The organism is Actinotalea alkalitolerans (assembly GCF_023369855.1).
Taxonomy (GTDB): domain Bacteria; phylum Actinomycetota; class Actinomycetes; order Actinomycetales; family Cellulomonadaceae; genus Actinotalea.
This window is the reverse complement of the sequence record NZ_JAMBPP010000012.1, coordinates 63266-87984: the sequence shown is the minus strand read 5'-3', so window position 1 is coordinate 87984 and position 24719 is coordinate 63266. Positions and strand designations below refer to the sequence as shown.

The 24719-nt window shown below is 72.7% G+C and carries 23 protein-coding genes; 10 read left to right on the top strand and 13 right to left on the bottom strand.

Features of this window, described 5'->3' with window-relative positions; translation table 11 throughout:
• Positions 1 to 29: 29 nt before the first annotated feature.
• Entirely contained in the window at positions 30 to 704 is a 675-nt protein-coding gene (locus tag M1R94_RS15400; protein WP_249382602.1) for an STAS domain-containing protein, read from the top strand.
• 63 nt (positions 705 to 767) lie between these two features.
• On the opposite strand, the gene M1R94_RS15395 is transcribed toward M1R94_RS15400, so the two are convergent.
• The 5 genes from M1R94_RS15395 to M1R94_RS15375 all read right to left on the bottom strand — a co-directional run bounded on the left by M1R94_RS15395 (position 768) and on the right by M1R94_RS15375 (position 6533).
• On the bottom strand, positions 768 to 2300 hold the full coding sequence (locus M1R94_RS15395) for a threonine/serine exporter family protein (RefSeq protein WP_249382601.1): 1533 nt from the start codon (positions 2298 to 2300) through the stop codon (positions 768 to 770).
• Positions 2301 to 3587: 1287 nt separating this feature from the next.
• On the bottom strand, positions 3588 to 4136 hold the full coding sequence (locus M1R94_RS15390; RefSeq protein ID WP_249382600.1) for an RNA polymerase sigma factor: 549 nt from the start codon (positions 4134 to 4136) through the stop codon (positions 3588 to 3590).
• 115 nt (positions 4137 to 4251) lie between these two features.
• A complete protein-coding gene (locus M1R94_RS15385) occupies positions 4252 to 4995 on the bottom strand; it encodes an ANTAR domain-containing protein (RefSeq protein WP_249382599.1) in 744 nt (247 codons plus the stop codon).
• A 46-nt stretch (positions 4996 to 5041) separates the two neighbouring features.
• Positions 5042 to 5734, bottom strand: coding sequence for a GAF and ANTAR domain-containing protein (locus M1R94_RS15380; protein ID WP_249382598.1), 693 nt, complete (start codon positions 5732 to 5734; stop codon positions 5042 to 5044).
• An 82-nt stretch (positions 5735 to 5816) separates the two neighbouring features.
• Positions 5817 to 6533 (bottom strand): GAF and ANTAR domain-containing protein, encoded by a 717-nt coding sequence (locus tag M1R94_RS15375; RefSeq protein ID WP_249382597.1) that lies wholly within the window; start codon positions 6531 to 6533, stop codon positions 5817 to 5819.
• A gap of 182 nt (positions 6534 to 6715) precedes the next feature.
• On the opposite strand from M1R94_RS15375, the gene M1R94_RS15370 reads away from it, so the two are divergent.
• Positions 6716 to 7459, top strand: coding sequence for an ANTAR domain-containing protein (locus M1R94_RS15370; RefSeq protein WP_249382596.1), 744 nt, complete (start codon positions 6716 to 6718; stop codon positions 7457 to 7459).
• Positions 7460 to 7534: 75 nt separating this feature from the next.
• On the opposite strand, the gene M1R94_RS15365 is transcribed toward M1R94_RS15370, so the two are convergent.
• Genes M1R94_RS15365 through M1R94_RS15350 form a run of 4 tightly spaced genes read right to left on the bottom strand, consistent with a single transcriptional unit; the run spans position 7535 to position 10234 of the window.
• Positions 7535 to 8125, bottom strand: a complete 591-nt coding sequence (locus M1R94_RS15365) for a DUF3618 domain-containing protein (protein ID WP_249382595.1) — start codon at positions 8123 to 8125, stop codon at positions 7535 to 7537.
• Positions 8122 to 8613 carry a phage holin family protein gene (locus tag M1R94_RS15360; RefSeq protein ID WP_249382594.1) on the bottom strand — a complete coding sequence of 164 codons (492 nt, stop codon included), beginning with the start codon at positions 8611 to 8613 and terminating at the stop codon, positions 8122 to 8124. Before M1R94_RS15360 ends, M1R94_RS15365 begins: the two co-directional genes overlap by 4 nt.
• Positions 8610 to 9332: a hypothetical protein gene (locus M1R94_RS15355; protein ID WP_249382593.1), complete on the bottom strand. Its 723-nt coding sequence runs from the start codon at positions 9330 to 9332 to the stop codon at positions 8610 to 8612. Before M1R94_RS15355 ends, M1R94_RS15360 begins: the two co-directional genes overlap by 4 nt.
• A gap of 20 nt (positions 9333 to 9352) precedes the next feature.
• Positions 9353 to 10234, bottom strand: a complete 882-nt coding sequence (locus M1R94_RS15350; protein WP_249382592.1) for a manganese catalase — start codon at positions 10232 to 10234, stop codon at positions 9353 to 9355.
• 259 nt (positions 10235 to 10493) lie between these two features.
• Here M1R94_RS15350 and M1R94_RS15345 point away from each other — a divergent pair, with 259 nt between their 5' ends.
• From M1R94_RS15345 to M1R94_RS15325, 5 genes are all read left to right on the top strand, one after another.
• Positions 10494 to 11366 carry a potassium channel family protein gene (locus tag M1R94_RS15345; RefSeq protein ID WP_249382591.1) on the top strand — a complete coding sequence of 291 codons (873 nt, stop codon included), beginning with the start codon at positions 10494 to 10496 and terminating at the stop codon, positions 11364 to 11366.
• A 90-nt stretch (positions 11367 to 11456) separates the two neighbouring features.
• Complete coding sequence (locus tag M1R94_RS15340) at positions 11457 to 12566, top strand: CobW family GTP-binding protein (RefSeq protein ID WP_249382590.1); 1110 nt, start codon at positions 11457 to 11459, stop codon at positions 12564 to 12566.
• Between the two features lie 131 nt (positions 12567 to 12697).
• Positions 12698 to 14038, top strand: coding sequence for a M15 family metallopeptidase (locus tag M1R94_RS15335; protein ID WP_249382589.1), 1341 nt, complete (start codon positions 12698 to 12700; stop codon positions 14036 to 14038).
• Between the two features lie 72 nt (positions 14039 to 14110).
• Positions 14111 to 15397 (top strand): sensor domain-containing phosphodiesterase, encoded by a 1287-nt coding sequence (locus M1R94_RS15330; protein WP_249382588.1) that lies wholly within the window; start codon positions 14111 to 14113, stop codon positions 15395 to 15397.
• 231 nt (positions 15398 to 15628) lie between these two features.
• Positions 15629 to 17092: a M15 family metallopeptidase gene (locus M1R94_RS15325; RefSeq protein WP_249382587.1), complete on the top strand. Its 1464-nt coding sequence runs from the start codon at positions 15629 to 15631 to the stop codon at positions 17090 to 17092.
• 75 nt (positions 17093 to 17167) lie between these two features.
• Here M1R94_RS15325 and M1R94_RS15320 read toward each other — a convergent pair whose 3' ends face one another.
• Together M1R94_RS15320 and M1R94_RS15315 are read right to left on the bottom strand one after the other, a co-directional pair.
• On the bottom strand, positions 17168 to 18784 hold the full coding sequence (locus M1R94_RS15320) for a 5-oxoprolinase subunit B/C family protein (protein WP_249382586.1): 1617 nt from the start codon (positions 18782 to 18784) through the stop codon (positions 17168 to 17170).
• Entirely contained in the window at positions 18784 to 19539 is a 756-nt protein-coding gene (locus M1R94_RS15315; protein ID WP_249382585.1) for a LamB/YcsF family protein, read from the bottom strand. Before M1R94_RS15315 ends, M1R94_RS15320 begins: the two co-directional genes overlap by 1 nt.
• Before the next feature lie 175 nt (positions 19540 to 19714).
• On the opposite strand from M1R94_RS15315, the gene M1R94_RS15310 reads away from it, so the two are divergent.
• Both M1R94_RS15310 and M1R94_RS15305 read left to right on the top strand, forming a co-directional pair.
• Entirely contained in the window at positions 19715 to 20152 is a 438-nt protein-coding gene (locus M1R94_RS15310) for an ATP-binding protein (RefSeq protein ID WP_249382584.1), read from the top strand.
• A 143-nt stretch (positions 20153 to 20295) separates the two neighbouring features.
• Positions 20296 to 21243 carry a hypothetical protein gene (locus M1R94_RS15305; RefSeq protein WP_249382583.1) on the top strand — a complete coding sequence of 316 codons (948 nt, stop codon included), beginning with the start codon at positions 20296 to 20298 and terminating at the stop codon, positions 21241 to 21243.
• Here the strand turns inward: M1R94_RS15305 and M1R94_RS15300 are convergent.
• Both M1R94_RS15300 and M1R94_RS15295 read right to left on the bottom strand, forming a co-directional pair.
• Positions 21203 to 23347, bottom strand: coding sequence for a heavy metal translocating P-type ATPase (locus M1R94_RS15300; protein WP_374109475.1), 2145 nt, complete (start codon positions 23345 to 23347; stop codon positions 21203 to 21205). The genes M1R94_RS15305 and M1R94_RS15300 overlap by 41 nt on opposite strands.
• A 111-nt stretch (positions 23348 to 23458) precedes the next feature.
• Positions 23459 to 23893, bottom strand: coding sequence for a hypothetical protein (locus tag M1R94_RS15295; RefSeq protein ID WP_249382582.1), 435 nt, complete (start codon positions 23891 to 23893; stop codon positions 23459 to 23461).
• Between the two features lie 88 nt (positions 23894 to 23981).
• Between M1R94_RS15295 and M1R94_RS15290 the strand changes: the two genes are divergently transcribed.
• Positions 23982 to 24719, top strand: coding sequence for a hypothetical protein (locus M1R94_RS15290; RefSeq protein WP_249382581.1), 738 nt, complete (start codon positions 23982 to 23984; stop codon positions 24717 to 24719).

Here is a 24719-nt window from a genome sequence, read left to right as displayed (position 1 = left end):
TCCCCCGAATGAATGCTTCCCGTTCTGTGATGGAGCGCCCTGACGACCTCGGGACGATCACGGTCACCCAGACGAACGCCGCAACCATCACCCACCTGTGCGGGGAGATCGGGACGGCGCTTCGTGCCGAGGCGAGTTCGGCGATGTCACAGATGCTGCAACGGGACCTGCCGATGGTGCTGGACCTGTCGGGCACGACGTCCATCGACTCGGCCGGCCTCGCGTTCGTCATCCAGTGCGCCAAGAACGGGCGGGACCAGGGCCTGGACGTCACCCTCGCCACCCAGCACGGGCCGATCCGCGACCTCCTCCTCGAGCTCGGGCTGACGGACTCGCTGACGACCTCCGGAAGGCCCAGCAGGATCACCCCCGAGGCTGGTGTGAGGGCGACCTGCACCCTGGTGAGGGCCCGTGGAATGACCGTCTCGGTCAGGTACCTCGACCGCACGCACGCGGTGCTCCGTCTGGGCCCGCCACCTGTCGGAGGGGTCGCCACCACGGCGTCGTGGCTGGTGTGCGAGGCGATGTCACAGGCCCGGTCCCATGGCATCACCGAGGTCTCCCTCACCCTCGAGCTGGCGCAGCCCCTGTCCGTGCACGTGCTCGCTGGCCTTCGCGGCCGGATCGGCACGGACCTCGACGCCCTGGACCTTCGTCGCGCCGGTTCGAGCGTGATCGTCACGGCGACGCTGCTCGACCGCTGACTGACCAGGTCCCGCCGTGGTGTTCGCGAGGAGGTGTGTCGGCACCGGCCGTACCCGGCGTCGTCAGCCGCCAGGTGGCTCGGGGTCGGTCTGGTGCCCGCCAGCACGGCTGGTGGCCTGCCCTCCCTGCCCGCGCACCTCGTCCTGCAGGCGTTGACCTCGAGGTCGGGGCACCCACGGGGAACGCCGTCGCAGCGCCTTGAGCGAGCGTTGCCGATGGTGTCGTCGGCGCAGAGGCGCAGCGAGGTACTCACCCAGGGTGACTCCCCCGGCCAGACCCAGACCCACCATGGCCGCGCCCAGGAGGCCGGCTGCACCGGGACCGAGCCCTCCTGTCGGCTCGTTCACGAGGTCGTACAGACCGCGGTAGATCGCCAGCCCGGGCAGCAGGGGCACGATGCCGCACACCGAGATGACCAGTGGCGGCACCCGCAGTCGTGGACCGGCGTACTCCGCCAGGAAGCCGATGAGCAGCGCTGCGGCCGCGCTCGCCACCGCCGGTCCCGCGCCCAGGTCGCGGGCGACGCTGAAGACGATCGAGGCGACCGCTCCGGCCACTGCCGCGGCGGCTGCCGCCCTCGGACGCGCGTAGGAGGCGACCGCCCACGCACCCGCGATCACCGCACCTGCGGTCACCACCACGACGACGGGAACGGACCTCCCCTCGACGTTGATCACCGGGAGGTCCACGCCCGCGCGTCGGGCGATGTCGAGCACCGCACCGATGCCGACCACGATCCCGAGGGTCAGGACCACCACCTCGAACGCCCTGGCACCAGCCGTCTGGGGGAAGCCGCTGATCGCGTCCTCGGCCGAACCCACCAGGGAGAGACCCGCGAGCAGCACGACGATCCCCGAGGCGACCACGAGCGAGGGCGGGAGTGCCTCGAGCTCGACCGGGAGGACCGGGATGACCAGGTGCAGCCCGACGGCCACCGAGCTGGCGATCCCGGCGCCGACCATCTGCAGGAAGAAGGCAGGAAGGCCCCATCGTTCGAGCGCCAAGACGACCCGGTCGATCACCGCGGTCGTCGCCCCTGCCACCAGCGCGACGCCCGCCCCCCCACCGAGCAGGACGGCGACGGCGCCCGCCAGCACAGAGAGCACGAGGGTCACGACCCAGCGGCGGTAGGAGTGCGGCGCCTGCACGATCTCGTCGAGCCGCCCGTGATCCCGTTCGAGCCGTGCGGGGGCCTCGTCGAGCGAGGTGCGCTGCTCGCCGATCTCCTGGGCGAGCTCCATCACGCTCCCCAGGCGGCCGTAGTCGGCGATCCGGCTCGGTGCGATGCGCATCAGGGTTATCGGATAGGCAGCACCACCCCGGTCGTAGGACAGGGTGATCGTGGTGAAGTTGACCTCGACCTGGCAGCGCGGGAGTCCGAAGGCGCGGATGACCCGGTTGATGGCACCGGTCACGTCGGCGGCGGGTGCCCCCAGCGAGAGCATGGCCTCACCGATGCGCAGGGCGAGCTCGATGGCTCCCCGGACCACGGACTCGTCCAGGCCGGCATCGGTGGCACGCATCCCGACGTGCACGCGCGGCGCACCCCCGAGCACCTGTTGCGCGAGGCGACGCACACCCCGGGAGCCTCGCATGGTGCGAGCGTAGTCGTGCCCGCGGGACGAGCCTGCACGGTGCCGCCCTGCGCGAGGGAGCGGACGGGCGACGCCGCCCCGGTGGAGGGGGGGTCCTCCGGGGCGGCGTCGGTCCGCACGGACCGCCGCTCATCCGGGTGGGGGGACCCGAGCGGCCGTCTCAGGAGCGCAATCGTGACCACGTCCCGCGGGGATACGGGTTCGCGGGATCGTCTCACCCCTTGGGATGCCTGGTGTCCTCGGGGTCCACGCGAGCGCCAGGCGTCGATCGAGGCCGCTCCCCTGTGGGCACGGCCGGCGCAGCGAACGGTGCTGACGGGCCCGGCGTCGGGTCGGCACGGTCGTCCCGACCCGACGCGGAGGACCTGGGGACAACCGGTCCTGTGGATCGGGCCTGCTCGGGGAGGTCTGGGACCGGGGCCGGGACGCTGTGGCGTTCCTCCGTCGGTCGTGTCGGCGGCACGGGAGGTGCGGAGGGGGTCCTCGTCGTGCTCGGGGCTCGAGACGTGCTGAGCTCTCCAGGCGCGTCCGTTCCCGCCTGCGCAGCACCGGCCCGCGGCTCGACGGCCTGCTGTCCGGGCGCGGAGGCGCGCCGCGCCTGATCCACGGGGTCGAGGAGCCCGCCGCCGAGCTGGTCCTCAGGCCCCTGGTGCACACGCTCGGGTGCCGGCTCGCCAGACCCCGGTGCTCGACGGTCGAGGGCGCCGGCGTCGGTCTTCCGCGCGGCCCCCGACGGGTCGACTCCTCCTCCCGAAACGGCCTCAGACCGGGGTGCGAGCCCGGGCGTGGTCGGGTACGGCGCCGAGCCCGTGCCGGGTACGGGGTCGTCGGACCGGTCCGGCACCAGCGAGCCCGGTACCGGACCGCTCGACACCGTCCTGACCAGGTCGCCCACGGCCGAGACGACGGCAGCCGCGGGCCGCTGGATCACGTCGGGCACGGCGTCGACCGTCGCTGCTCCTGCGACCGATGCGACCGCGACCCCCGCGCCCAGGGCAAGCTTGGTGGCCACACCCACGCCGGCGATGTAGCCCGCGACCCGCCGGTGCAGCGGAGCCGCAGACCGTCCGCCGTCCGACGCGCCGAGTCCTGTCGGGAGGTGTGCACCAGGCAGGCCCTCACGCAGGACCGCGCTCAGCGCCTCGTGGGGCCTCGGCTCGGTCGCCTGGACCATCCGCCGGACCGCGGTCACGACATGCACGAGGTCAGCCTCACCGGGCACGTCCTCACCCTGCAGCACGCGCTCGTCCACCGTCACCCTCACAGAGTGGTCATCGTCGCGGCGCCTCACAGGGGTACTCCCTCGGAGACGACGAGGCGTCGCAGGGTGGCCAGACCTCGCCGCTGAGCCGCCTTGACCGCACCCGGCCGCTTGCCGAGCACCTCGCTGACCTGGTCGACGGTGAGGTCGCCGATGATCCTCAGCAGGAGCACCTCCCGCTGGTCGTCGGTCAGCCGGTCCAGCAGTGCGACGGCGTCACGGCCACCCAGGAGGTCCAACGCCTGCGACTCGGCGCTCGGGGCGGTGCGGGGGTCGGCTGCGGGCTCGAAGGGCTGCGTCGCGGGGCTGCGTGCGCCCCTGCGCCATCCGTCGACCACCCGTCGGTGCGCGATGGTGAAGACCCACGCCCGGAACTGCGCCTCATCGCCCACGAACCGGCCGATCCCGGTGAAGACAGCGAGGAAGACCTCGCTCGCGACGTCGTCGACCTCCCGGACGCCCCGCGACCGGAGGAAGGCCGTCACGGGCCGCGAGAGCTCGGTGTAGAGGACGGTGAAGGCCTCGGGCGAGCCCGCGCGAGCCCGTTCGAGCACCCCCTCGAAGTCGTCGCCCACCGAGCCAGGATGCCGTATCGACGGCCGGGGACCGCACCGCACCGGTCTGCGCGTGCCCAGGAAGCTCGTCGCCCGGGCCGCCGCGCGCGGTGATCTCGCCGCTGGTGCCGACCTGTCAGCGGTGCGTCGTCCAGTGCGCACCGCGTTGCGCGTTGGCGAGCACCCGCTCGGCGAGCCCGGCCAACGAGATGCCTGTGGACGCGGAACGGGTCACCAGGAGGTCGAAGGCCCGTCCCGGCTCCACGGACTCCTGGACGGCGAGCACCCCCTTCGCCTGCTCGATGACGATGCGCCCGTTGAGCGCCTCCTGCACCTCACGCGTGATGGCCGTCGCGCTGAGCACACCCGCGTGCATGATCGTCAGGCTCGCCACATCGGCGAACGCTCTGGCCACGACCTGCTCCTCCGCGGAGAGCGCAGCTGACGAGCCGAAGAAGAGGTTCAGGCCGCCGAAGGTCGACCCGTGCCAGCGCAACGGCTCGGCGTGCACGCCGAGCAGTCCCTTCGTGACGAAGACCTCACCGAGGACCGGCCACCGCTCGCGCAGCGGCTGCTCCCCGGCGACGCCGAGGGCCGCACCGATGGAGATCACGTCCACGCACGGTCCCTCTCCCACCTGCTCCTGGTAGAGCTCGAGCTCGCTCGCCGCGTGCGAGGACGCGGCGAGGAGCTCGAGCCGCCCACCACCACCGGCCTGGGTGGAGGCGTCGGCCAGGACAAGGATCCCGGTGGCGCTGGCGCCGAGCACCTCACCGCACGAGGTCACCAGCCGGGTCAGGCAGCTCACCACGTCGTACTCGTCGACGATGGCCGCGGTGACGTCCGCCAGTGCGGCGACAGCAGTCTTCGGGGTCTTCATGGGTACCTCCTGCCGGGCGGGGTCGAGAGTGGGCACGGGTGGACGGTCATGGTGGGGGTTCGGTGAAGTCCAGATCACGTGCCACCACGGCGCGTGCCACCTGCGAGAGCGTGACGTCCAGGGCGAAGGCGTGCGCCCGCAGGATGGCCAGTGCGTCCGGGACGGCGATCCCCAGCTGTGCCACGACCATGCCCGTGGCCTGGTGGACCTCGGCCTGGTCGGACCAGCCGGTGCCGTCGCCCGGAGCCGGCGGGCTCGAGTCGTAGAGCAGTGCCGCGCCCACGGCGCCGGCGAGGAAGCCGGCGTTGTCGAGAGGTTCCGAGAGCGGTCCAGGACTCGCACGGTAGAGCGAGAGGACCCCGAGGACGACGTCACCCGAGAGCATCGGCAAGGCGATCAGCACGGCGGCAGGCGTCTGCCGGGTCGCGGCCTCGGCGAAGACCGACCACGCCGGTGCCGGCGCCCGTAGCTCGGCGACCACCGGCTCACGGGTCGTGTAGGCCACGGTCGCGGGCCCCTCTCCGAGCACCTCGTGGAGCTCTTCGAGCACCGTGGCGACCTCGTCGGTCGCGCACACCGTCATCGGCCGCGAGGACTGCGAGTCGAGCGAGATGGACGCTCCGTCAGCACCGAGCAGGCGGCGCGTGGCGTCGCACAGGCGCCATGTCAGGCTCTGCGACTCAGGAGCCTCGGCAACGGCGCTCGCGAGCCGGGCCAGCAGCTCCGCGCGGTCTGCCATTCCTCTCCCTCCAGAGCGCGCCGGGGCGGTTCTTGCCCAAGTGTCCCATCCTCGATCGGTGACGGCGGGGAGTCCCCGCCGATCACCGGGGCCGGGCTGCCGACCCGACGAGGCAAGAGGCGACCTCGATGACGGTCCGGTGCTCGCTGCGGGCAAGACCGACCAGGTGGGCGAGCGCTGCGCTCTCGGTCGTGCCGTCACGTCCCATCACGAAACCCTTTGCCTGGTTGACGACGTCACGCCGGTGCAGCGCCGTGCGCAGCTCGTCACCGAGCCGGCCGGATCGGCGGTGCGCGTCGAGGTTGCTCACCAGGAACGCCGCCTGCGCGGCGAAGATGCCCATCATCTGCTCGTCCCGCTCAGTCAGGGCCGCTGCCCGCCGGGAGTAGACCGTGAGAGCACCGACGCAGCGGTCCCCGGCGACCAGCGGTGCGCACAGGCAGGACCTGCACCCGATCCCCTGGACGGCCCGGGCCCAGCGGGGCCACCGAGACTCGTGGAGCAGGTCGTCCGAGCGGACCAGCGCACGGTCGGTCGACGCAGCGAGGCACGGGCCTTCGCCCATCCGGTGCTGGAGGTCGTCGGCCCGAACGGCGGACGCGTCGGAAGCGTCGATCGTCACGAGACGGTGGTCCGGTCCACGTGCGGTGATGCTGACGCCGTCTGCACCCTCGATGGTGTGCTCGGCGACCGTGGTCACCAGGTGCAGGGCCGCCTCCACCGTCCCGTCGGAGGGCAGGGCACCGCTGCCGCGATCCAGCACCTGTGCGAGCTCGTCCTCGGTCGGTCCCTCGCCCATCGCACCGGCCCTCCTTCGCGCCCGTGGTCTTCTTTCGAACCTACAACGGCCGGCCGGCCCCCGCGAGGGCCACCCAGGGGCCGCTCCTGTGTGGCGACATCGAACAACCAGTCGCACAGTTCTTGGTAGAGCACGACGGATGCCGCCGAGGACCTCGGCGCGAAGCCCAAGGAGCACGGGCCATGAGCGACCCCACCTGGCGTGCCGGGACCATCACAGCGATGCAGTCCGTGCTGCTCCAGGCGCAGGACCCGCAGGACTTCGTCGACCGTGCCGCGCGGTGCACGCTGCGCCGGGTCGGTACGCGCGGTGCGGTGAGTCTGGTCGCCCGGCATCGCTCGAGGCACGTCGTCGCCGCCACCGACGAGCGTGCCGTCCGGTGCCTGGCCGTCGAGCTGGACCAAGGCGTAGGCCCTGCGTCGGACTGTCTCGCGGACGGCAACCCACGGATCGTGCGCGACACACGCCCTCCTGGGCGATGGCCGGGTTGGCTCCGGACCATAGGGCTCGAGGGCTTCGCGGGCGCGGTGATCGTGCCGTCCGTCGTGGACGCGAGCACCGACCTCGTGCTCACCGTCTACGTCGACCGGCCGTGCGTCCCGGACACGGCCTCTGCGCACCGGTCCGAGCAGCTCGCGATCGAGGTGGCCAGGTCCTGGGGGTTTCTCATGCGCACCGTCGAGACCGAGACGCTCAACGCCGACCTCCGTTCAGCCCTGGACTCACGCACCACGATCGACCAGGCGATCGGCGTCATCATGGCTCGCCACTGCTGCTCGGCAGATGCCGCCTTCTCGATGCTGCGGGAGACGTCGCGACGACGCAGCGTCAAGCTGCGCCACGTCGCCTCGGCGGTGGTCGAGGCAGTCTCGGGGAGCCCCGCCCGGCCCGCACCAGCCTTCCGCGAGCGAACCACGGGGGACTGAGCCGGCAGTCGGGCGGACGCAGATGGTCGGGCGACCTCGGACGGCCGCCCGACCATCGCGCCTCGCCGGGCCGTGTCACGACCCGGCGCGGGACCCCTGGATGTTCTCCGTGGCCGCCTGAGCGTCGTGCTGGACGCCGTGGGCCGTCGCTGCGCCCTCTTCCTTCAGCTCGGCCGCAGCGGTCTGCGCGCGCTCCTGCACAGCGTGCGCCGCGCCCTGCAGGGGTTCCTGGAGGTCCTGGGCGACGTCCGAGGCGACCTGCTTCACCTCGTCGGCCAGACCGGAGGCCTTCTCCCTGAGGTGAACTGACGCCTCCTGCTCCTTCTGGCTCGACGGGATCAGGCTGGACGCGAGCCAGCCGACGCCGAAGGCGATCAGGCCCGCGGCCAGCGGGTTCCCCTCGGCCTGCCGGCGCAATGTGCCGGGGATGTCCCCCACGGCCTCGCCGGCGCTCGATGCGCGGGAGGAGACCGAGTCGCCCGCGCCGTGCGCGGTCCCCATCACTCGCTCCTTGACCGCTGTCGCGGTCGACCGCACGCGGTCCTTCTGCCGTTGGGCGATCTGCCCTGGGCTGACCTTGTCGCCCAGCGCATCGACGTCAGCGCTCAGCTCGGCGCGGGTCCTGGCGATGTCGGCGCGGATCTGGTCCGGGTCGTTGGTGCTCATGTGTTCCTCTCCTCATGTCCTTTGAGCGCGTTCGGGATCTTCTTCGTGGTCTCCGCGGTCCGCGGGGCACCCTGCACCTTGCGCATCTCGGCCCGCCCGCGTAGGGCGAGCACGGCGGCCACGATCGCCCACAGGCCTGCGACGACCAGACCGGACCACCCGTGCCCGACGAGGTTCCCCAGCCCCGCCCACAGCGCGACCGAGAGGAACACCAGGACCAGGTGCCCGGCGACCCCGGCCGCTGCGAACATCCCGGCGCCTCTCCCGGCCTCCTTGGCCGACTGCGCGACCTCGGCCTTGGCGAGGGCCACCTCCTGGCGCATCAGGGTCGAGACGTCCTGGGTGATCTCGCTCAGGAGATCGCCCAGCGACGCCTCGTGACCGGTGCTCGTCCCGGTCCCAGCGGGTGGCGCGTGGGTCGGGTGCGGTGCGGCGGCATCGCCTCGTGGTGCCGCCGCGGCGACCGACGGGTCCGTGCTGCTCGTCATCGTCGCTCACCCACCTCGACACCGGCCATCGGGTCACCGGCACTGGTCCCGGCGCCCTGCCCACCGGAGGCCTGGCTGCTGGGGAGCACCGGGGTGCGGGTAACCGGTGCCGGTCCGCCCGCGGTGGACGTCGTCACGGGGGTCGACGGCGCTCCCGGAGCACGATGGGCCGCGGTGACCCGGGACTCGTCGACCGACGGCTGCGCACCGGAGCCCGACGCGTCCTTGACCCCGCGGGTCAGCCGACCCGCGAGCAGCCCGGCCCCCGCAGCGATCGCCAGGAACGTGCCGGGTCGCCGCCGGGCGAAGGAGGTGACCTCCTCGAGCAGCGCTCCGGGCTCCCGCTCCTCGAGCCACGACGCGACGGCGTCGGTGCGATCGGCGAGCTGCCGGGTGAGGTCGGTGGCGACACCGCCCTCCTGCGAGCCCTCGGCCATCGCCCCCAGCTCGGCGCTGAACCCGTGCAGCCCTGACGCGACGCGCTTCTGCTGCTGGTCCGCCTGCTCCACGAGCTGCGCCCGACCTTGCGCGAGCACGTCGTTGGCCTGGCCCCGCGCCTCACGGGCGACGTCCTTGGCCTGTGCCTTGGCCTCGCTCGCGAGGTGCTGGCCGCCGTCGACGGCACCGCGGGCGACGTCGGCGGTCTCGTCCCGGGCTGCCTGTGCTGTCGACCGCTGGTCGTCGTCGGACGGCTGAGCCGTCCCGGTGTCGTACGTCATGGTCGTACCTCCTTCTGTCGTCATTCCTTGGTGAGCTTGTCCTGGACGGCCCCGGCGACCCTCTCCACGACGTTCGGGAGGTCGGTCGTGCCGTAGAACCTGCCGTCGGGCCGCGTCGGGGGCGGCATGGGCACCCCCGGTTCGGGTTCGGCCCGGTAGCTGAACTCTCCGTTGCCGTCAGGAGCGGGGCCGCTGGCCCAGCTGCCCTCACCCGCGTGGGCGCCGTCGGAGAAGTTGATGTACTCGTAGGACACCGATCGCTCCTCCTTGCCCAGCGGGAAGCTGCTCGGGACCGGCAAGCCCTCGAGGCCCTCCTCCTGCAGCTCGCGAGCTGCCGCGATCCACTGGTTCTGGTGCATCGTGTCCCGCGCGAGCAGGAACGAGAGAAGGTCCCGGACACCTGCGTCATCGGTCATGTGGTAGAGCCGCGCGACGGCCCGCCGACCCTGCATCTCGGCGTTGGCGTTGGCGGTGAAGTCGGCCAGGAGGTTGCCGCTGGCCGTGATGTAGGCCGCCGACCACGGGTTGCCCATGCTGTCGACGGGTCGGGCGCCGGCCCCGGCCAGGATCGCGTGCTGCAGGTCGGTACCCCCCACCACCGCGGCGACCGTGGGGTCAGACTGCACCGCGTCCTCGGTCACGCCGAGCGGTGCCTTCTCCAGGAGCTGGGCGATCATCGTGGCGAGCATCTCCACGTGACCCATCTCCTCGGCGCCGATCCCGTAGAGCAGGTCCCGGTACTTGCCGGGAAGGTGGGCGTTCCAGGACTGGAACCCGTACTGCATCGCGACGGTGATCTCGCCGTACTGGCCGCCGAGCACCTCTTGGAGCTTGCGGGCGTAGACGGCGTCTGGGCGGTCAGGACTTGCCCTGTGCTGGAGCTCTTGCCTGTGGAAGAACATCGGTGTCCCCCGGGTGTCAACGACTCCGGCGGGCGCCGGGGTCGACGGACTGGTGCTCGCCGACGGGGGTGGGGGCGCTCGGGCGCGGCTGACCACCCTCGACCTGCGAGGTGGCGCCGACGGTCTTCCTGCGCCGGTGCTTGCTGACCGCCCGAACGACCAGGCGGCACACCGACGCTAAGCAGGGTCTGGCCGGGCCGCCACCGGAGAGCACGAGGTCGACGACGCGGGAGGCTTCGCGCACCCCTAGCGTGTTGCCATGCACTGGATATGGGCTCTGCTGGGGAGCGTCGTGATCGTCGTCGTCCTGCGGGATGTCTTCGCCACCCTGTGGCATCCGGCGGGCCGGGGGTCGGTTGCCTCCGTGGTGCTCCGGACCGGCTGGAGGCTCTCGCGACGGGTCGCGCGCGACGACGCCCCGAGCCGGGTCACCGGACCCGCCGGGATGGTCGCGGTGGTGCTCATATGGTTCACCGGTGCGATCGTCGGCTGGGCCCTGATCTACTGGCCACGGATCGACCGGTTCGCCTACTCGAGCCAGGTGGACGCGCGCGACGGCGACCTCCTGGACGCCCTCTACGTCTCGATGGTCTCGCTCGCGACACTCGGCCTGGGTGACGTCGTCCCGGTCGAGCCCTGGGTGCGGCTCGTCGTCCCCGGGCAGGCGCTGACCGGCTTCGCGCTGCTCTCGGCCGCGGTCACCTGGATCCTCCAGATCTACCCGGCGCTCACCCGGCGCCGCACGCTCGCCGAACGCATGCGAACCCTGGAGGCAGCCGATGTGCGGGAGGAGCTGCGGCTGATCGACGCGCCCTCCGCGGCCGCGCTGGTGCACGGTCTCGCGGAGCACGTCGCCGTGATCCGGGTCGACCTTGGCCAGCTGCCGGAGAGCTACTACTTCCGCGAGACGGATCCCCGGCAGGCCCTCGCCGAGACCTTCGGGTCGCTGTGGGCGCTCGCCGACGTCGCCTCGACGGACGAGCGGCCTGGGGTCCGGTTTGCTGGGGCTGTGCTGCGATCAGGCATCGAGGAGCTGGCGTGCGTTCTGGCCGTCGGCTTCCTCGACATGGGCGACGCACCGGGGGTCGACGAGGTGGCATCGGCCTTCCGGGCCGATCACGGCTGGGGGTAGCTGGCACTGGCACGCCGAGACCCCCTTGGCGAGAACCGTTCTCATGTTGCGTTAGGCTGACTGAGAACCGTTCTCGACTTGAGGAGCACCATGACCGCCCCGCTGCCCCTGGTCGTGCTGACGACCATCGACCCCGTGCTGCGCGACACCGCGGTCGCAGGAATGCTCACCGACGCGCCCGGAGTGGTCGTGCTGCGGCACGACATCACCGACGGACCCGGGGGCGGGGGTCTGCGACGACTCGTGCTCGACGCGCACGGGGTCGTCGAGGACCAGCACCTCCCCCTCGAGCACGCCTGCCTGAGCTGCGCGGTGCGGGAGGACGCTGTGCCCGCACTGCGCCGGCTCGCCGACGACGGACGCTGGGGCGTGGTGGTGCTGACGCTCCCCGTCTCGGCCGAGTCGCTTCCGGTGACCCGCCAGCTCGGCAGCATGATGCGGCGTGGTGGGGAGCTCAGCGCACTGCGTGTGGCGAGCATCGTGAACGCGCTCGACCTGGGGGCAGTCGAGCACGACATCCTGGGTGACGACCTGCTCGCCGAACGGGGCCTGGCGCTGACGGCCGACGACCGGCGGTCGGTCGGCGAGGCGCTGGTGGCGCAGCTCGGGCACGCCGACGTCGTCGTGGTGTCCGGAGAGGCCACCGACCACCCGATCGACTCGGACCTGGTCGACCACCTGCGGGCCCCTGACGGCGTCCGCGTCGAGGGAACCCACCTCCTGGACCTGTCCCGCCTGGTCCAGGGCCGGCACGACAGCGCCGCCGGAGAGCAGCGCCTGGACCCGCTGCGCGCCCGTGCCGCGCACGGTCCCACGGACAACGGCGTCTGGAGCATCGAGCTGCGCTCGAGCCGCCCGCTGCACCCCGAGCGCCTCGTCGACCAGGTCGAACGGCTCGGCAGCGGGCGGCTGCGCAGCCGAGGAGTCTTCTGGGTGCCGACACGGCCGCACTCGGCGTGCATCTGGGACGGCGCCGGAGGGCAGCTGGCCGTCGGTCAGGCAGACAGCTGGGCCGGGTGCGAGCCCTTCACCCGGCTCGTCTACACGGGAACCGGCGGTGGTGCAGAGATCGTGCGCCTGCGGCAGGCCTTCGAGGACATCCTGGTGAGCGAGGCCGAGATGACCGAGGGCCTGGTGCGGTGGCTCGGACGCGAGGACGTGCTGTCGCCATGGCTCGGCGAGCAGTCGGAGGCCTGCTGACGCGCAAACGGGTGACATCGCGCGGAATCACCCGCTCCTGCCCTTGAGGGGCGTGCGGGCAGCGTCGAGACAGGGGCCAGGAGCTGCGACCGTGCTCCCCCGGATCCGACCCTGCTGAGGACACCGCACCCATGACGAGACCGATCCCCGCGCCGGTGACCCGGCGCGAGCTGAGGCTCGCCGAGGAGGCGGGTCGACGTCGCCTGCCCGGCCCCCCGGGTGCGGACCGTCGACGCTCGTCCGGTCGGCACAGCGCTGCGCGACCGGCCGGCCCCCACTTCGGCCACGCGGCGGCTGCGACCGCACTCTGCCTCTCGCTCCTCGCCGGCGGTCTGACCCAGGTACAGCTCGACCGCGTCGTCACCGCGCAGCGCGCCGCGGCCGACGTCGTCCTGGCGGCAGAGCTGGCGCAGGCCCACCAGGGACGCACCACGGCGGCAGCGATCAGTCGACTCACCGGGCAGGCGGGCGCTCACGCGACCCACACCCACGCTCGTGCGCTGGCGGCCGCGCAGGACGCCGTCGACACCGCGACCAGCGTCGCAGAGCTCGCAGCGGTGCACCTCACGCCCGACGACCTCGCGCCGCTGGACGCTGCTCTCGCCGACCTCGCAGCGCTCGTCGGAGCCGTCCCCGCCGGACCGGACCCGGTCGCACCCGTCGCCATGATCCAGGACGTCGTCGAACCCCTCGCTGCGACACCCTCGGCAACGGACCTCCCGACCGAGCCGGCAGAGCGCACCGCCGGGCCGGCAGCCGAAGAGAGCGCCGCCCCTGCCGCCGCCTCGCCCGCGGTCGCCGACAGCATGGTCACGGTTCGCGGGGACGCTGCTCGGGTGGAACCCGCGTCGACGGTCGAACCCGCGTCGACATCGACCCCCGACCTGCAGGCGAGCGAGCAGATCCTCGCCACGGCCGAGCAGGTCGCGACGATCACCGCCACGATCTCGGCGGCGGTCGAGACGAGCATGGCCCAGGCCGCGGAGCGCGAGGCCCAGCGAGCAGCCGAGGAAGAGGCCGCCGCCGCGCTGGCGCGCAAGGTCGCCGCCGCCGACGCGTCACCCAACGGCAGGATCCCGTCCTCGGCCCTGTGCGCTGTCTCCTTCGACGCCGATGCCCTGCTGCGCTGCGACGCTGCCGCTGCCCTCGAGACGCTCAACGTGGCCTACCGCGAGCGTTTCGACGCCGACCTCACGCTGGTCAGCACCTACCGGGACTACGAGACCCAGGTCCTGCTCCGGCAGACCAAGCCCGAGCTCGCGGCCGTGCCGGGGAGCTCCAACCACGGGCGGGGGCTCGCGGTGGACCTCGCCGGGTTCGGCGGCCTCGGTGACTTCAGCCGTCCTACCTACCGCTGGATGGTCGTCCACGGACCTGACCACGGGTGGAACCACCCCCCTGCCCTGGGGCCTGGCGGCAACGGGCCGCCGGAGCCGTGGCACTGGGAGTACGGCACCGCGACACGCCGCTAGGACCCGCCGGCACCGCCGGCACCGGTCCTCGGAAGGCCTCACGACCGCAGGATCGTGGTCGATGAGGAAGCAGTGAGAACCGAGCACCACGTGCGAGCCCTGGCAGGTACGCCCCTGGTACCGATCGACGACCTCCTGCACGACGGTGCGCTCTCCTGCGTCTACCAGCCGCTGATCGATCTGGACAGCGGAGCCGCCGTGGGGCACGAGGCCCTTCTCCGCGGCCCCGCGGGCAGTCCATGGGAGTCCCCGCTGGTCCTGCTCGACGCGGCCCGAGCGGTCGGGCGGCTGAGCGACCTCGAGCGGTGCTCGCTCCAGGCGGCCCTGCACGACGCCACTCGGCTGCCTCCGCGCGGGTCCCGGACCCTCTTCGTCAACATCGAGCCCTCGACGCTCACCGGCCACCTGGACGTCGTGGTGGAGGCGCTGTCCCGCCGCGACAGCACCCAGGTGGTGGTCGAGATCACCGAGCGTGCCCTTGCCGCCGATCCGGCTGGGGTGCTCGCGGGCGCCGAGCGGCTGCGTGCGGCCGGTTGCGCGATCGCACTCGACGACGTGGGGGTCGAGCCTGAGTCCCTTGCCTTCATCCCTCTGCTGCGTCCTGAGGTGGTCAAGCTCGACCTGGCGCTCCTGCGCAGCATCGAGGATCCTGCCACGCTGACCGTGGCAGGAGCCGTCCGTGCCTACGCCGAGGCCAGCGGTGCGGAGGTCGTCGCCGAGGGCATCGAGACCCCTGAGGACCTGACCCGGGCGCTCGTCCTCGGGGCGACACTGGGCCAGGGATGGTTGTGGGGACGTCCCGCCCGGGCGTTCACGCAGACCGCCGACGCCCGTCCCCGTTTCGTGCCGCACCCCGTCAGGGGCGGATCCCGCACCGAGCCCTCCACGCTGGTCGCGGGACGCACCGACCTGCGCCGCGCACCCAAGCACCTGCTGCTTCCCCTCTCCCACAGCCTCGAGCTCGTCGCCCGGCAGTCCCGAGTTCCCCCGGTGCTGCTCGCGTGCTTCCAGGACTCCCGGTACTTCACCCGCGCCACCGCCGGCCGGTACTCGGCGCTGGCCGCGTCGCTGCCGTTCGTCGGCGCGCTCGGTGTGGGCATGCCCCGGGTCCCGGTCGTGGGCGTGCACGGGACGAGCCTGGCCGCGGACGACCCCCTGGCACGCGAGTGGACCGTCGTGGTCCTGGGAGCCCACGAGTCCGTCGCCCTGATCGCTCGGGAGGCAGGGCCTGGTCGTCCCCCGGCAGGTCTGGGGACCGCCGATGACCGTGCCCGCGAGTTCGACTTCGTCGTGACCCACGACCATGCGCTCGTCACGGCAGCCGCGCAGTCACTGGTCGGACGGCTCACCGCGGGGTGATCCCGCGTGCTGCACGGGCTGGCATGCCGGGCGGCCTGGGTGAAGCGGTCCGTGCAACGAACGCCATCGTCTTGTGACGGCTCTGACCGGCTGAATGTGTGGATCCGGTGATGGCTTGGCAAGAACCCTTCAGAGAGGGATGGATCCGGCCGAATCCACGTTGCGGCACAAGGCACGATTCATCGACCCGGTCACCAGGACCGGGCATCTCGACAGCGAGGATCACCACGTATGGCGGAGCAGGACCCCACGCCGGTCACCCGACGTGAGCGACGAGCCGCGGAGCAGTCGCGCCGTCCGTCGCAGGCGGCGACCCCACAGGTCACGCCGGAACGGGCCCCGACCACCCGACGTGAGCTGCGCCTGGCCGACCAGGCGTGCCGGTCACCGTTCTCCCTCGTCCTGAGCCCCCCTGCGGTCCGACGGCAGGGCCGCACTGCCGGGCGCGACCGCACCGCCGCACGCACCGCTCTGAGCCGTCAGCACACGATGTCGCGGCCGGCGACCGTCGGGGTGCTCGCCGCTGCACTGCTCCTGGGTGGCATGACCCAGGTGCACGCCGAGCACCGCTCACGCAACCAGCAGCAGGCCGACGCCACGACCGCCGCTGCGCTGAACCAGCTCCGCGCCGAGCGCGTGGACCGCGCCACGACCACGCGCCTGACCGGGGAGGCCGCCGGCTTCGCGGCCGCGAAGCGCGAGGAGGCCCTGGTGGTCGCTCGCGACGCGGTCGACACGGCGGGCGCCGTGAGCGCCGACGCGATGGAGCTGGTGACCCCCGAGACCATCGCCGCCCTCGACGCCGCAGTCGCCGAGCTGACCTCGCTGATCGAGACCTCCCCGGTCGCCCCGGCCTCGCTCGAGGAGGAGCCCCCCGACGCCGAGCTCGACGAGGAGACCCCGGAGACCGCCGACGGCGAGTCCGCGCTCCCGTTCCGGTCTCCGCCCGTGCCCGGTGCCGACCGGTCGGCCTCGGCCGCCTCGCGTTCCGCAGCACCCGCACTGCCGACCGACCTGCCTGACGTGGACGTCACCGCACCGGATCCCGCTGCCCCCGACGGGTCGCTCGAGCCGCAGGACGGTCCGACCGAGCTCCCGGAGAGCGCTGACGTCGACGCACTGGACCTCGACGTCAGCGCGCAGATCCTTGCCGCCGCACAGGACGTCGCCGCGTTGTCCGACCAGCTGCAGGCGTCAGCGGCCGAGGCCGAGGCCGCCCGAGAGGCCGCAGAGGCTGCGGCCCGGGCTGCAGCCGCTGAGATCGAGCGCAAGATCGCCGTGGCATCCGACGCCCCCAACGGCCAGATCCCCACCGACGCTCTGTGCGGAGTCTCCTTCGCGCGCGACGCGCTGATCCGGTGCGACGCCGCAGCGGCGCTCGAGGAGCTCAACGCGGCCTACCGGGCGGACTTCGGGACCGACCTGACCATCGTCAGCTCTTACCGCAGCTACGACCGTCAGGTCGCCGTCAAGCGGAGCCGGGGTTCGCTCGCGGCCACCCCGGGGACCTCCAACCACGGTCTGGCACTCGCCGTGGACTTCGGCGGGTTCGGTGGGCTCGGGCAGTTCGGGAGCGCGAACTACCGGTGGATGAAGGCGAACGCCGAGCGGTTCGGCTGGTACCACCCCCGGATCATGCAGCCCGGCGGTGGCGGCCCGCAGGAGCCGTGGCACTGGGAGTTCGACGCACAGTGAGACTCGTGCCGGCCGGAGCTCGGCCGGCGGGCCGACTCGCCGTCAGGGTCCTGGTCAGCGCGTCGCGGCGGCGTCTCACCGCATCACCGGTCGCGGGAGGCTCGGACCCGTGACCGCCTCGAACTGCAGCCGGGCTCCGGGGCGCAGCTGACCGAGCAGGTCGAGGTCGGCACGCACCACCACGGCCACCACCGGGTAGCCGCCGGTCACCGGGTGGTCGGTGAGGAGGACGACCGGCCGCCCCGAGGCGGGGACCTGCACCGCCCCTTCCACCGTCCCCTCGCTCGGAAGCTCCTCGGTCCGGGTCCGGACGAGCGGGCTGCCGTCGAGACGCAGCCCGATCCGGTTGGCGTCGGGGGTCACCGTCCACTCCTGGTCGAGGAAGGACGCGAGCCCCGCAGGTCCGAACCAGTCGTCGCGAGGCCCGGCGACCACGCGGACCCGGACCGGACCGGTGACCTCCCGGACACCGGCGTCTGGCCAGCCGGCGACAGGTCGGCCGCCGGCGGGAAGCACGCCCAGCCACGTACCCGGGCGCAACGGGTCCGGACCGATCCCTGCCAGCAGGTCGGTGGACCGGCTGCCCAGCACCTGGTCGACGTCCAGCCCTCCACGCACGGCGACGTAGGAGCGCAGACCCTGCACCGGGGCACCGACCTCGAGCACGCACCCGTCCTCGAGCACGAAGGGCCGGCCGACCTCCGGGGGCGGCGTGCCCGCGCCGTGGGCGGTACGGGTCGTCAGGGGTGAGGACGGTCCGGTGACTGCGAGCACCTGGCGGCCCCGGGCCTGGAGGGTGAGACCCCCCAGCACCGTCTCGATCACCGCCGCGCCACGGTCGTTGCCCACCAGCCGGTTCGCCCTGATGGCGGCTCCGCGATCCGCGGCACCGGACCTGCCGACACCCAGGTGGACCTGGCCGGGGCGCCCGAGGTCCTGGACGAGGCTCTGCGGTCCTGGGCTCACCACCATCAGCCCGGACGGCCTCGGGAGATCCCGGGTGGCGCGCGGCCTCACCGGTGCCGGCGGCGCCTGTCGGGGGCGGTGCGCAGCGCTCACGACCTCACGGGTTGCCCGGAAGACGACGCGGTCTCCCGGCAGCACGAGTGCAGGGGGTTCACGACCCAGGTCCCACAGCCGAGCGGTGGTCCGACCGATCAGCTGCCATCCGCCCGGCGAGTCTCGGGGGTAGACCGCCGAGAAGGACCCCGCCAGGGCGACCGAGCCCTCCGGGACCCTCGCGCGCGGGGAGTCGTGCCGCGGCACGTGGAGACCTGAACCCGGTGCGGTCAGGTAGGCAAACCCCGGCGCGAAGCCGACGAAGGCTGCTACCCATGTCCCAGCGGCGTGCCTCGCCACGACCTCCTCGATGCTCAGGCCGGTTCGGGCTGCCACCGTCTCCAGGTCCGGGCCGTCGTACACCGTGTCCAGGGTGAGCGTCCTGCCGATCTCCGTCCCCGCCGGGGGCACCATGAGCGACGCGAGCTCCGCCGCGAGGGCGAGTGCCGCTGCGGGGCTCTCGGTCCGCACCATGAGGGTGCAGGCGCCGGGCACCACGTCCACCTGACCAGGACGAGGACGAGACCTCAGCTCGCCGTGCAGGGCCAGGACCTCCTCGAGGTCCTCGCACTGGACCATGATCGCGTGGTCTCCGACCGCGTGGATCGGGCGCACCCGGACCTCGGGTGTCATCAGAAGCTCGCGACCAGGACGCCCGCCGCATGCAGGGCCCGGCGGACGGCGGTGGCCAGGGCGACGGCACCCGCGGTGTCGGCGTGGAGGCACACGCTCTGGGCGTCGATCTCGATCACGTCACCCTCGACGGTCTCGACCGTTCCCTCGACCACCATCCGGACCACGCGGTCCGCGACCATCTCGGCGTCGTGCAGCACGGCCCCCTCGACACCCCGCGGCACCAGGGTCCCGTCCCGTCGGTAGGCACGATCGGCGAAGGCCTCGGTCACGGTTCGCAGCCCGACGGCGTGGGCCTCCTCCTGAACCACCGAGCCGGCCAGGACCAGCAGGGGGAGCGCCGGCTCGACCGCGTGGATCCCCGCCACGACGGCGCGGGCCTGCTCGCGGTGGTGGACGATGGCGTTGTACAGGGCGCCGTGCGGCTTGACATGGCTGACCTCGGTCCCCGCCGAGCGTGCCACGGCCTGCAGCGCGCCGATCTGGTAGATGACCTCCGCGGTGAGCTCCTCCTGGTCGACGTCGACGAAGCGCCGGCCGAAGCCTCCCAGGTCCCGGTAGCCGACGTGGGCGCCCACCCTCACCTGCGCGTGGGCGGCCGTCGTGCAGGTCCTGCGGGCCACCAGGGGATCCCCCCCGTGAAAGCCGCAGGCGACGTTGGCGCTGCTCACCAGGGCAAGCATCGCTGCGTCGTCGCCCATGGACCACGGCCCGAAGGACTCCCCCAGGTCACAGTTGAGGTCGATGGTCGTCACGGCTGGAGCTCCTCAGCTGGATCCGACGATCGGTCGCGCGAACGCGCCCGTGCCCCGAGCCTAGGGCGCGTCGTCACGTCGCCGGACGGCTCCTGAGGGCGGCGGGTTAGGGTGTGGGCCTGGACGGCCGTCATGCGGACGTCCCAGCACAGTCCGCCGGGGGAAGAGGGGCGCCGTGGCCGAGACCTCTGAGATCGGTGGAGCCCGTGGGGACACCCCCACGCTCCGTCGGTCCGTGATGCCTGACCTGCGCGAGCCGGCAGCCACCCGCAGCTGGGTCGACGAGCAGCTCGGGACCGCAGGACTGTCCGAGCACGAGTCCGCCACCGTCCGCCTGCTCACCTCCGAGCTCGTCACCAACGGCATCGAGCACGCCGCGAACCCGCTCGAGCTGAGACTCCTGCTCCGGGACACCCAGATTCGGCTCGAGCTCTTCGACGGCACCTCGAGCGTCCCGGTGCTCCGAGACCCCACCCCGACGGACCTGGACGGTCGCGGTGTCCTGCTGATCGATCGGCTCGCCTCGCGCTGGGGCGCCGACGACACCCCGAGCGGCAAGGTGGTCTGGTGGGAGCTCGACTGCGCGCCGCTCCCCCGCTCCCAGGAGACGTGACCCGCCAGGACACGGCATGGTCACAGATGGGTCCGGACGTTGCGCCAGACCGGAGACAGGCGGATCATTCCCCTGGCCGGTATGTGCCGGTTCGGGGGGAAGGTGCGGTTCGACGAACCGCACCCGTGATCAGGGGGAAGAACGTGAAGAGAGCGGGATCACTCGTCGTCGTCGGCGTGCTGCTGGCGGGGCTCCACGCAGCACCGGCCCACGCCCACGGTCCCGTGAGCCGGGGACTGGAGCTGATCGGCGTCCAGGAGTGCGCCCGCGACATCAACAACCGTGGCGTCGTCGTAACCGACACCCACGTGTACCGGCACGGGCGGATCACCTCCCTCCCGGACGGGCTCTCCACCGCCACCCGGATCAACGCCTCGGGCCAGATCGGAGGGACCACCGGCGGGGTCGCCGCCGTGTGGGACGGCCGTCGCACCCGAGTCATCGGTGTGGCCGACCCGCAGGACCAGTACTCCTCGGTGACCGGGCTCTCCGACCGGGGCGTCGTCGTGGGGATCTCCGGGCAGTACGGCGGCCCCTCACGTGCCTTCCGGTGGCAGTCGAACGCCCTGACCGTGCTGCCCGACCTCGGTGGGGACGCCGGCGCACTGGACGTCAACCGCACGGGTCAGGCCGTGGGCTACGCCTACGAGAACGGGGTCCAGGTACCCGTGCGGTGGGAGGCCGACGGGACGCTGACGCGGCTCGCACCCCTCGGGGCCGGCGACCACGCCCTCGCCTCCGCGATCAACGACCGTGGTGTCTCCGTCGGATACGCCTACTCCGCGGCAGGCTCGGGCCAGATGGTCGCCGTGCGCTGGTCGAAGGACGGTGAGATCGAGGTCCTCACCCCCGACGGGGAGACCTCGGGCACCGCCACCGACCTCAACCGTGACGGCGCGGTGGTGGGGTGGCTCACGCCGGCCGACGGGGGGCAGCAGGGCTTCGTGACCCGAGGGCCGGGACAGGTGCAGGGCATCCCTGCGCTGCTCCCGGACGCGGCGGGGGTGCTCAACGCCGTCAACGACCGCGGGTGGGCGGTGGGCTGCGAGTTCACGTCTGACGAGACGCACGCAGTGCTCTGGCGTCCCTGAGGGTCGCTGCTCCCTCCAGCCGCGGGCTCAGGTCGAGGCGACGCAGCAGCTGGGCGTTGAGCGCGACCACGACGGTCGACACCGACATCAGCAGCGCCCCCACGGCCATCGGCATCACGAAACCGACCGGGGCCAGCACCCCGGCGGCGAGCGGCACGGCGACCAGGTTGTACCCCGCGGCCCACCACAGGTTCTGGACCATGGTCCGGTAGCTCGCCCGCGACAGCCGGATGACCGACAGCACGGAGCGCGGGTCGTCGCTCGCCAGGATCACCCCTGCCGACGCGATCGCCACGTCTGTGCCCGCACCGATCGCGATCCCGACGTCGGCCTGGGCGAGCGCGGGTGCGTCATTGACGCCGTCGCCCACCATCGCGACCGTCCGGCCACCCTGCTGGAGCTCGAGCACCTTCTGGCTCTTGTGCTCGGGCATCACGCCGGCGAAGACCTGGTCCACGCCCAGCTGGTCGGCCACCGACCTCGCCACCGCCTCGGCATCTCCGGTGATCATCACCACACGGAGCCCGAGGTCGTGCAGGGCTCGGACCGCGTCGTGCGACTCCCGGCGCACCTCGTCGGCCAGGCCGAACGCGCCGACCACCACACCGTCGACGAGCACGTGCAGGACGATCGCTCCGCGCCTCTCCCACGGGAGGGTCTGCGGCAGGGCACGGACGTCGTGCAGGGCGAGCATGCCCGGCCCGCCGACGGCCACCTCTCGGCCGGCGACCTCAGCCCGGACCCCGACCGCTGTCGTGGCCTCGAAGCTGCTGGCCGGCACCGGTCGCAAGCCCCGGGACGTGGCCGCGGTGACGATCGCCCGGGCCAGCGGGTGCTCGCTGTCGGACTCCGCCGCTGCGGCCAGCGCCAGGACCTCGTCCTCGTCCTGACCGCTCGCCGCCACGAACTCCTGGACCACCGGCTCACCCCGGGTCAGGGTGCCCGTCTTGTCGAAGAGCACGGTGTCGACGGTCCGCATCCGCTCGAGGGCCATCCGGTCCTTGATCAGCACGCCGCCACGGGCGGCGCGCTCGGTCGCGATCGAGACGACGAGCGGGATGGCGAGGCCGAGCGCGTGCGGGCAGGCGATGACCAGGACGGTGATCGCCCGGATCAGTGCGGCCTCCGGGGTGCCGAGCACCGACCAGACGACGACCGTGACCACGGCCGCGGTCAGGGCGAACCAGAAGAGCCACCCGGCGGCGCGGTCCGCCAGGCGCTGGGCGCGACTCGTCGAGGCCTGCGCCTCGACGACGAGCCGCTGGATCCCGGCCAGGGCGGTGTCGTCCCCGATGGCGGTCACCCGCACCCGCAGGGCGGAGTCGGTGGCCACGGTCCCGGCGACCACCCGGTCGTGCACGGTGCGCCGCACCGGGCGCGACTCTCCGGTGATCATCGACTCGTCGACGTCGGCCGTGCCGCTGACCACGTCGCCGTCCGCCGGCACCCGACCCCCGGGGCGCACCACGACGACGTCACCGAGCCGGAGGTCGGCGGGGGCGACGGGCACGACCTGGTCGCCCTCGACACGTTCGGCGGTGTCGGGCAGGAGCGCTGCGAGGGAGTCGAGCGCAGACGAGGTCTGCGCGAGCGAGCGCATCTCGACCCAGTGCCCGAGCAGCATGATCACGACCAGGAGGGACAGCTCCCACCAGAACTCGAGCTCGTGCGGGAGGAGTCCGGTGCTCGCACCCCAGGAGGCCACGAACGCCACGGTGATCGCCATCCCGACGAGCAGCATCATCCCTGGGCGGTGCGCTGCGATCTCCTTGGCGGCTCCCACCAGGAAGGGCCGACCACCCCACAGGTAGATGACGCTCCCCAGAACGGGTGGGACAGCGTTGATCATGGGCAGGTCGGGCAGGTCGTACCCGAGGATCATGGCGAACATGGGGCTCAGCACGACCGTCGGGACAGCCAGCACGAGGCTGATCAAGAACAGCCGGCGGAACTCCGCGACGTGGTCGTGGTGCCCCGCGTGGCTTGCCTCGCCGGGTGCGCCGGTGTGCGCTGGAAGGTCACCGTGCGACATGTGATCTGGATGGTCCAGGGCGTTGGCACGGTGGTGGTCCGGGGTCGTGTGCTGGGGCTGTCGCGTGCTCATCCGTCCACTCCTCGGTCTGTCGTGGGGAGTCATCCCTTTATACCCCAGGGGGGTATGCCTTGAACAGAGGGGGGCCACGCCGTATTCCTGCCAGGCGGGTCGGTGTCGACGTCACTCCGCGCGGTCGACACCCGCGGACCCGACCTCGGCGCCGCCGTCGCGTCCCGTCGGTGGCCCGTCTCTGTCGATTCGGTACGCGGCGAGCGGCCCCGGCACCGGTGCCACACCTGGGCCGCCTTCGGCGAGCCAGCTCGCGAGGTGTCCTGTCGGGTCGTCCCCCGCGAGCCGCTCGAACCACACCGGGCCTCCCGACGCGCGGGCGCTCGCGCTGGGGCGTGCCACCACGACGTCACCGCGCTCGCACTCGTCCAGGCACTCCACGAAGGTCAACCTCGCCAGGCCCTCGGCCTGCAGCCGACGCAGCCTGGCGGCCTGTCCACCTGCCGCCGGGTCGCGGTCCCCGAGCGTCTCGCCGCTGCACAGGCTGCATGCGGTGAGCCCGGGACGGGACCGACGGGCAGCCTCGTCCGATCCGGGGTGCTCCACGGCCTCGACGCTACCTCGCCCCGCCGGGCGCTCCGTCCGCCTCGCCGGCGTCGTCACGATCCTCACGCCACCGACGTACGCTCAGGTGGTGCCCAGCGACCTGGTCCAGACCGTGGGACGGCTCGCCGACTCCTACCGGTTCGCACTGGTGGAGGCAGAGGTCCGCACTGACATCTCCGGGACCGAGAGGGCCGTGCTGCGCGCTCTGGTGGCGGAGTCAGCAGCGGATCTCGATCTCTGGCTGGTGGGGCAGGGACCAGCGGGCGCCGAGGCCCGTACCGCCCTCGTCGGCGTCGTCGGCGCACTGCAGGGCGCCCCTGCCGATGACCTCGCGATGGTCCGCAGCACGCTCGTGAGCCGGGCGCACCGCGCCGTGATCGGGGTGGTCGACCGTGGGATCGCCCCCGCCTGGCTCGGTGTGCTCACCGGGCTGGTGATCACGGTGCTCGTGTGGGTGCAGGAGCCAGGCGAGGCGCGGGGAGACCGCATGGTGGGACTAGGCGCCCTGGGTGGCTGCGCACTCGCCCTGGTGCTGCTGCGTGGGGCCCAGGTCTCCCGGTCGTTGGTGGCCGAGCTCGGCTCGACCACCGGGTCCCTGCTCACCCGTGCCGGTTCGGTGGGGGCCCACGTCGAACGGCTCTTCGACGCGACCATCGGCCCGGCGCTGCGCCAGCTCGGTCCACTGGGGCACACACCGCCGTCACGCCGGGCCCTGGCGCTGATCCGACGGGCCGCGCGGGTGCGCGTCGTGCACGTCTACGCCGTGTCGGGAGCGCTGACGGTCGTGGGTGGTCTCGGGGTCATGCGCGCCTTCGGCCTGCTCTGA

Coding starts and splice junctions, on each gene's coding strand:
- M1R94_RS15400 (WP_249382602.1), top strand. CDS start 30: ATGGAGCGCCCTGACGACCTCGGGACGATCACGGTCACCCAGACGAAC.
- M1R94_RS15395 (WP_249382601.1), bottom strand. CDS start 2,300: ATGCGAGGCTCCCGGGGTGTGCGTCGCCTCGCGCAACAGGTGCTCGGG.
- M1R94_RS15385 (WP_249382599.1), bottom strand. CDS start 4,995: ATGAAGACCCCGAAGACTGCTGTCGCCGCACTGGCGGACGTCACCGCG.
- M1R94_RS15380 (WP_249382598.1), bottom strand. CDS start 5,734: ATGGCAGACCGCGCGGAGCTGCTGGCCCGGCTCGCGAGCGCCGTTGCC.
- M1R94_RS15375 (WP_249382597.1), bottom strand. CDS start 6,533: ATGGGCGAGGGACCGACCGAGGACGAGCTCGCACAGGTGCTGGATCGC.
- M1R94_RS15370 (WP_249382596.1), top strand. CDS start 6,716: ATGAGCGACCCCACCTGGCGTGCCGGGACCATCACAGCGATGCAGTCC.
- M1R94_RS15365 (WP_249382595.1), bottom strand. CDS start 8,125: ATGAGCACCAACGACCCGGACCAGATCCGCGCCGACATCGCCAGGACC.
- M1R94_RS15360 (WP_249382594.1), bottom strand. CDS start 8,613: ATGACGAGCAGCACGGACCCGTCGGTCGCCGCGGCGGCACCACGAGGC.
- M1R94_RS15355 (WP_249382593.1), bottom strand. CDS start 9,332: ATGACGTACGACACCGGGACGGCTCAGCCGTCCGACGACGACCAGCGG.
- M1R94_RS15350 (WP_249382592.1), bottom strand. CDS start 10,234: ATGTTCTTCCACAGGCAAGAGCTCCAGCACAGGGCAAGTCCTGACCGC.
- M1R94_RS15345 (WP_249382591.1), top strand. CDS start 10,494: ATGCACTGGATATGGGCTCTGCTGGGGAGCGTCGTGATCGTCGTCGTC.
- M1R94_RS15340 (WP_249382590.1), top strand. CDS start 11,457: ATGACCGCCCCGCTGCCCCTGGTCGTGCTGACGACCATCGACCCCGTG.
- M1R94_RS15335 (WP_249382589.1), top strand. CDS start 12,698: ATGACGAGACCGATCCCCGCGCCGGTGACCCGGCGCGAGCTGAGGCTC.
- M1R94_RS15325 (WP_249382587.1), top strand. CDS start 15,629: ATGGCGGAGCAGGACCCCACGCCGGTCACCCGACGTGAGCGACGAGCC.
- M1R94_RS15320 (WP_249382586.1), bottom strand. CDS start 18,784: ATGACACCCGAGGTCCGGGTGCGCCCGATCCACGCGGTCGGAGACCAC.
- M1R94_RS15300 (WP_374109475.1), bottom strand. CDS start 23,347: ATGAGCACGCGACAGCCCCAGCACACGACCCCGGACCACCACCGTGCC.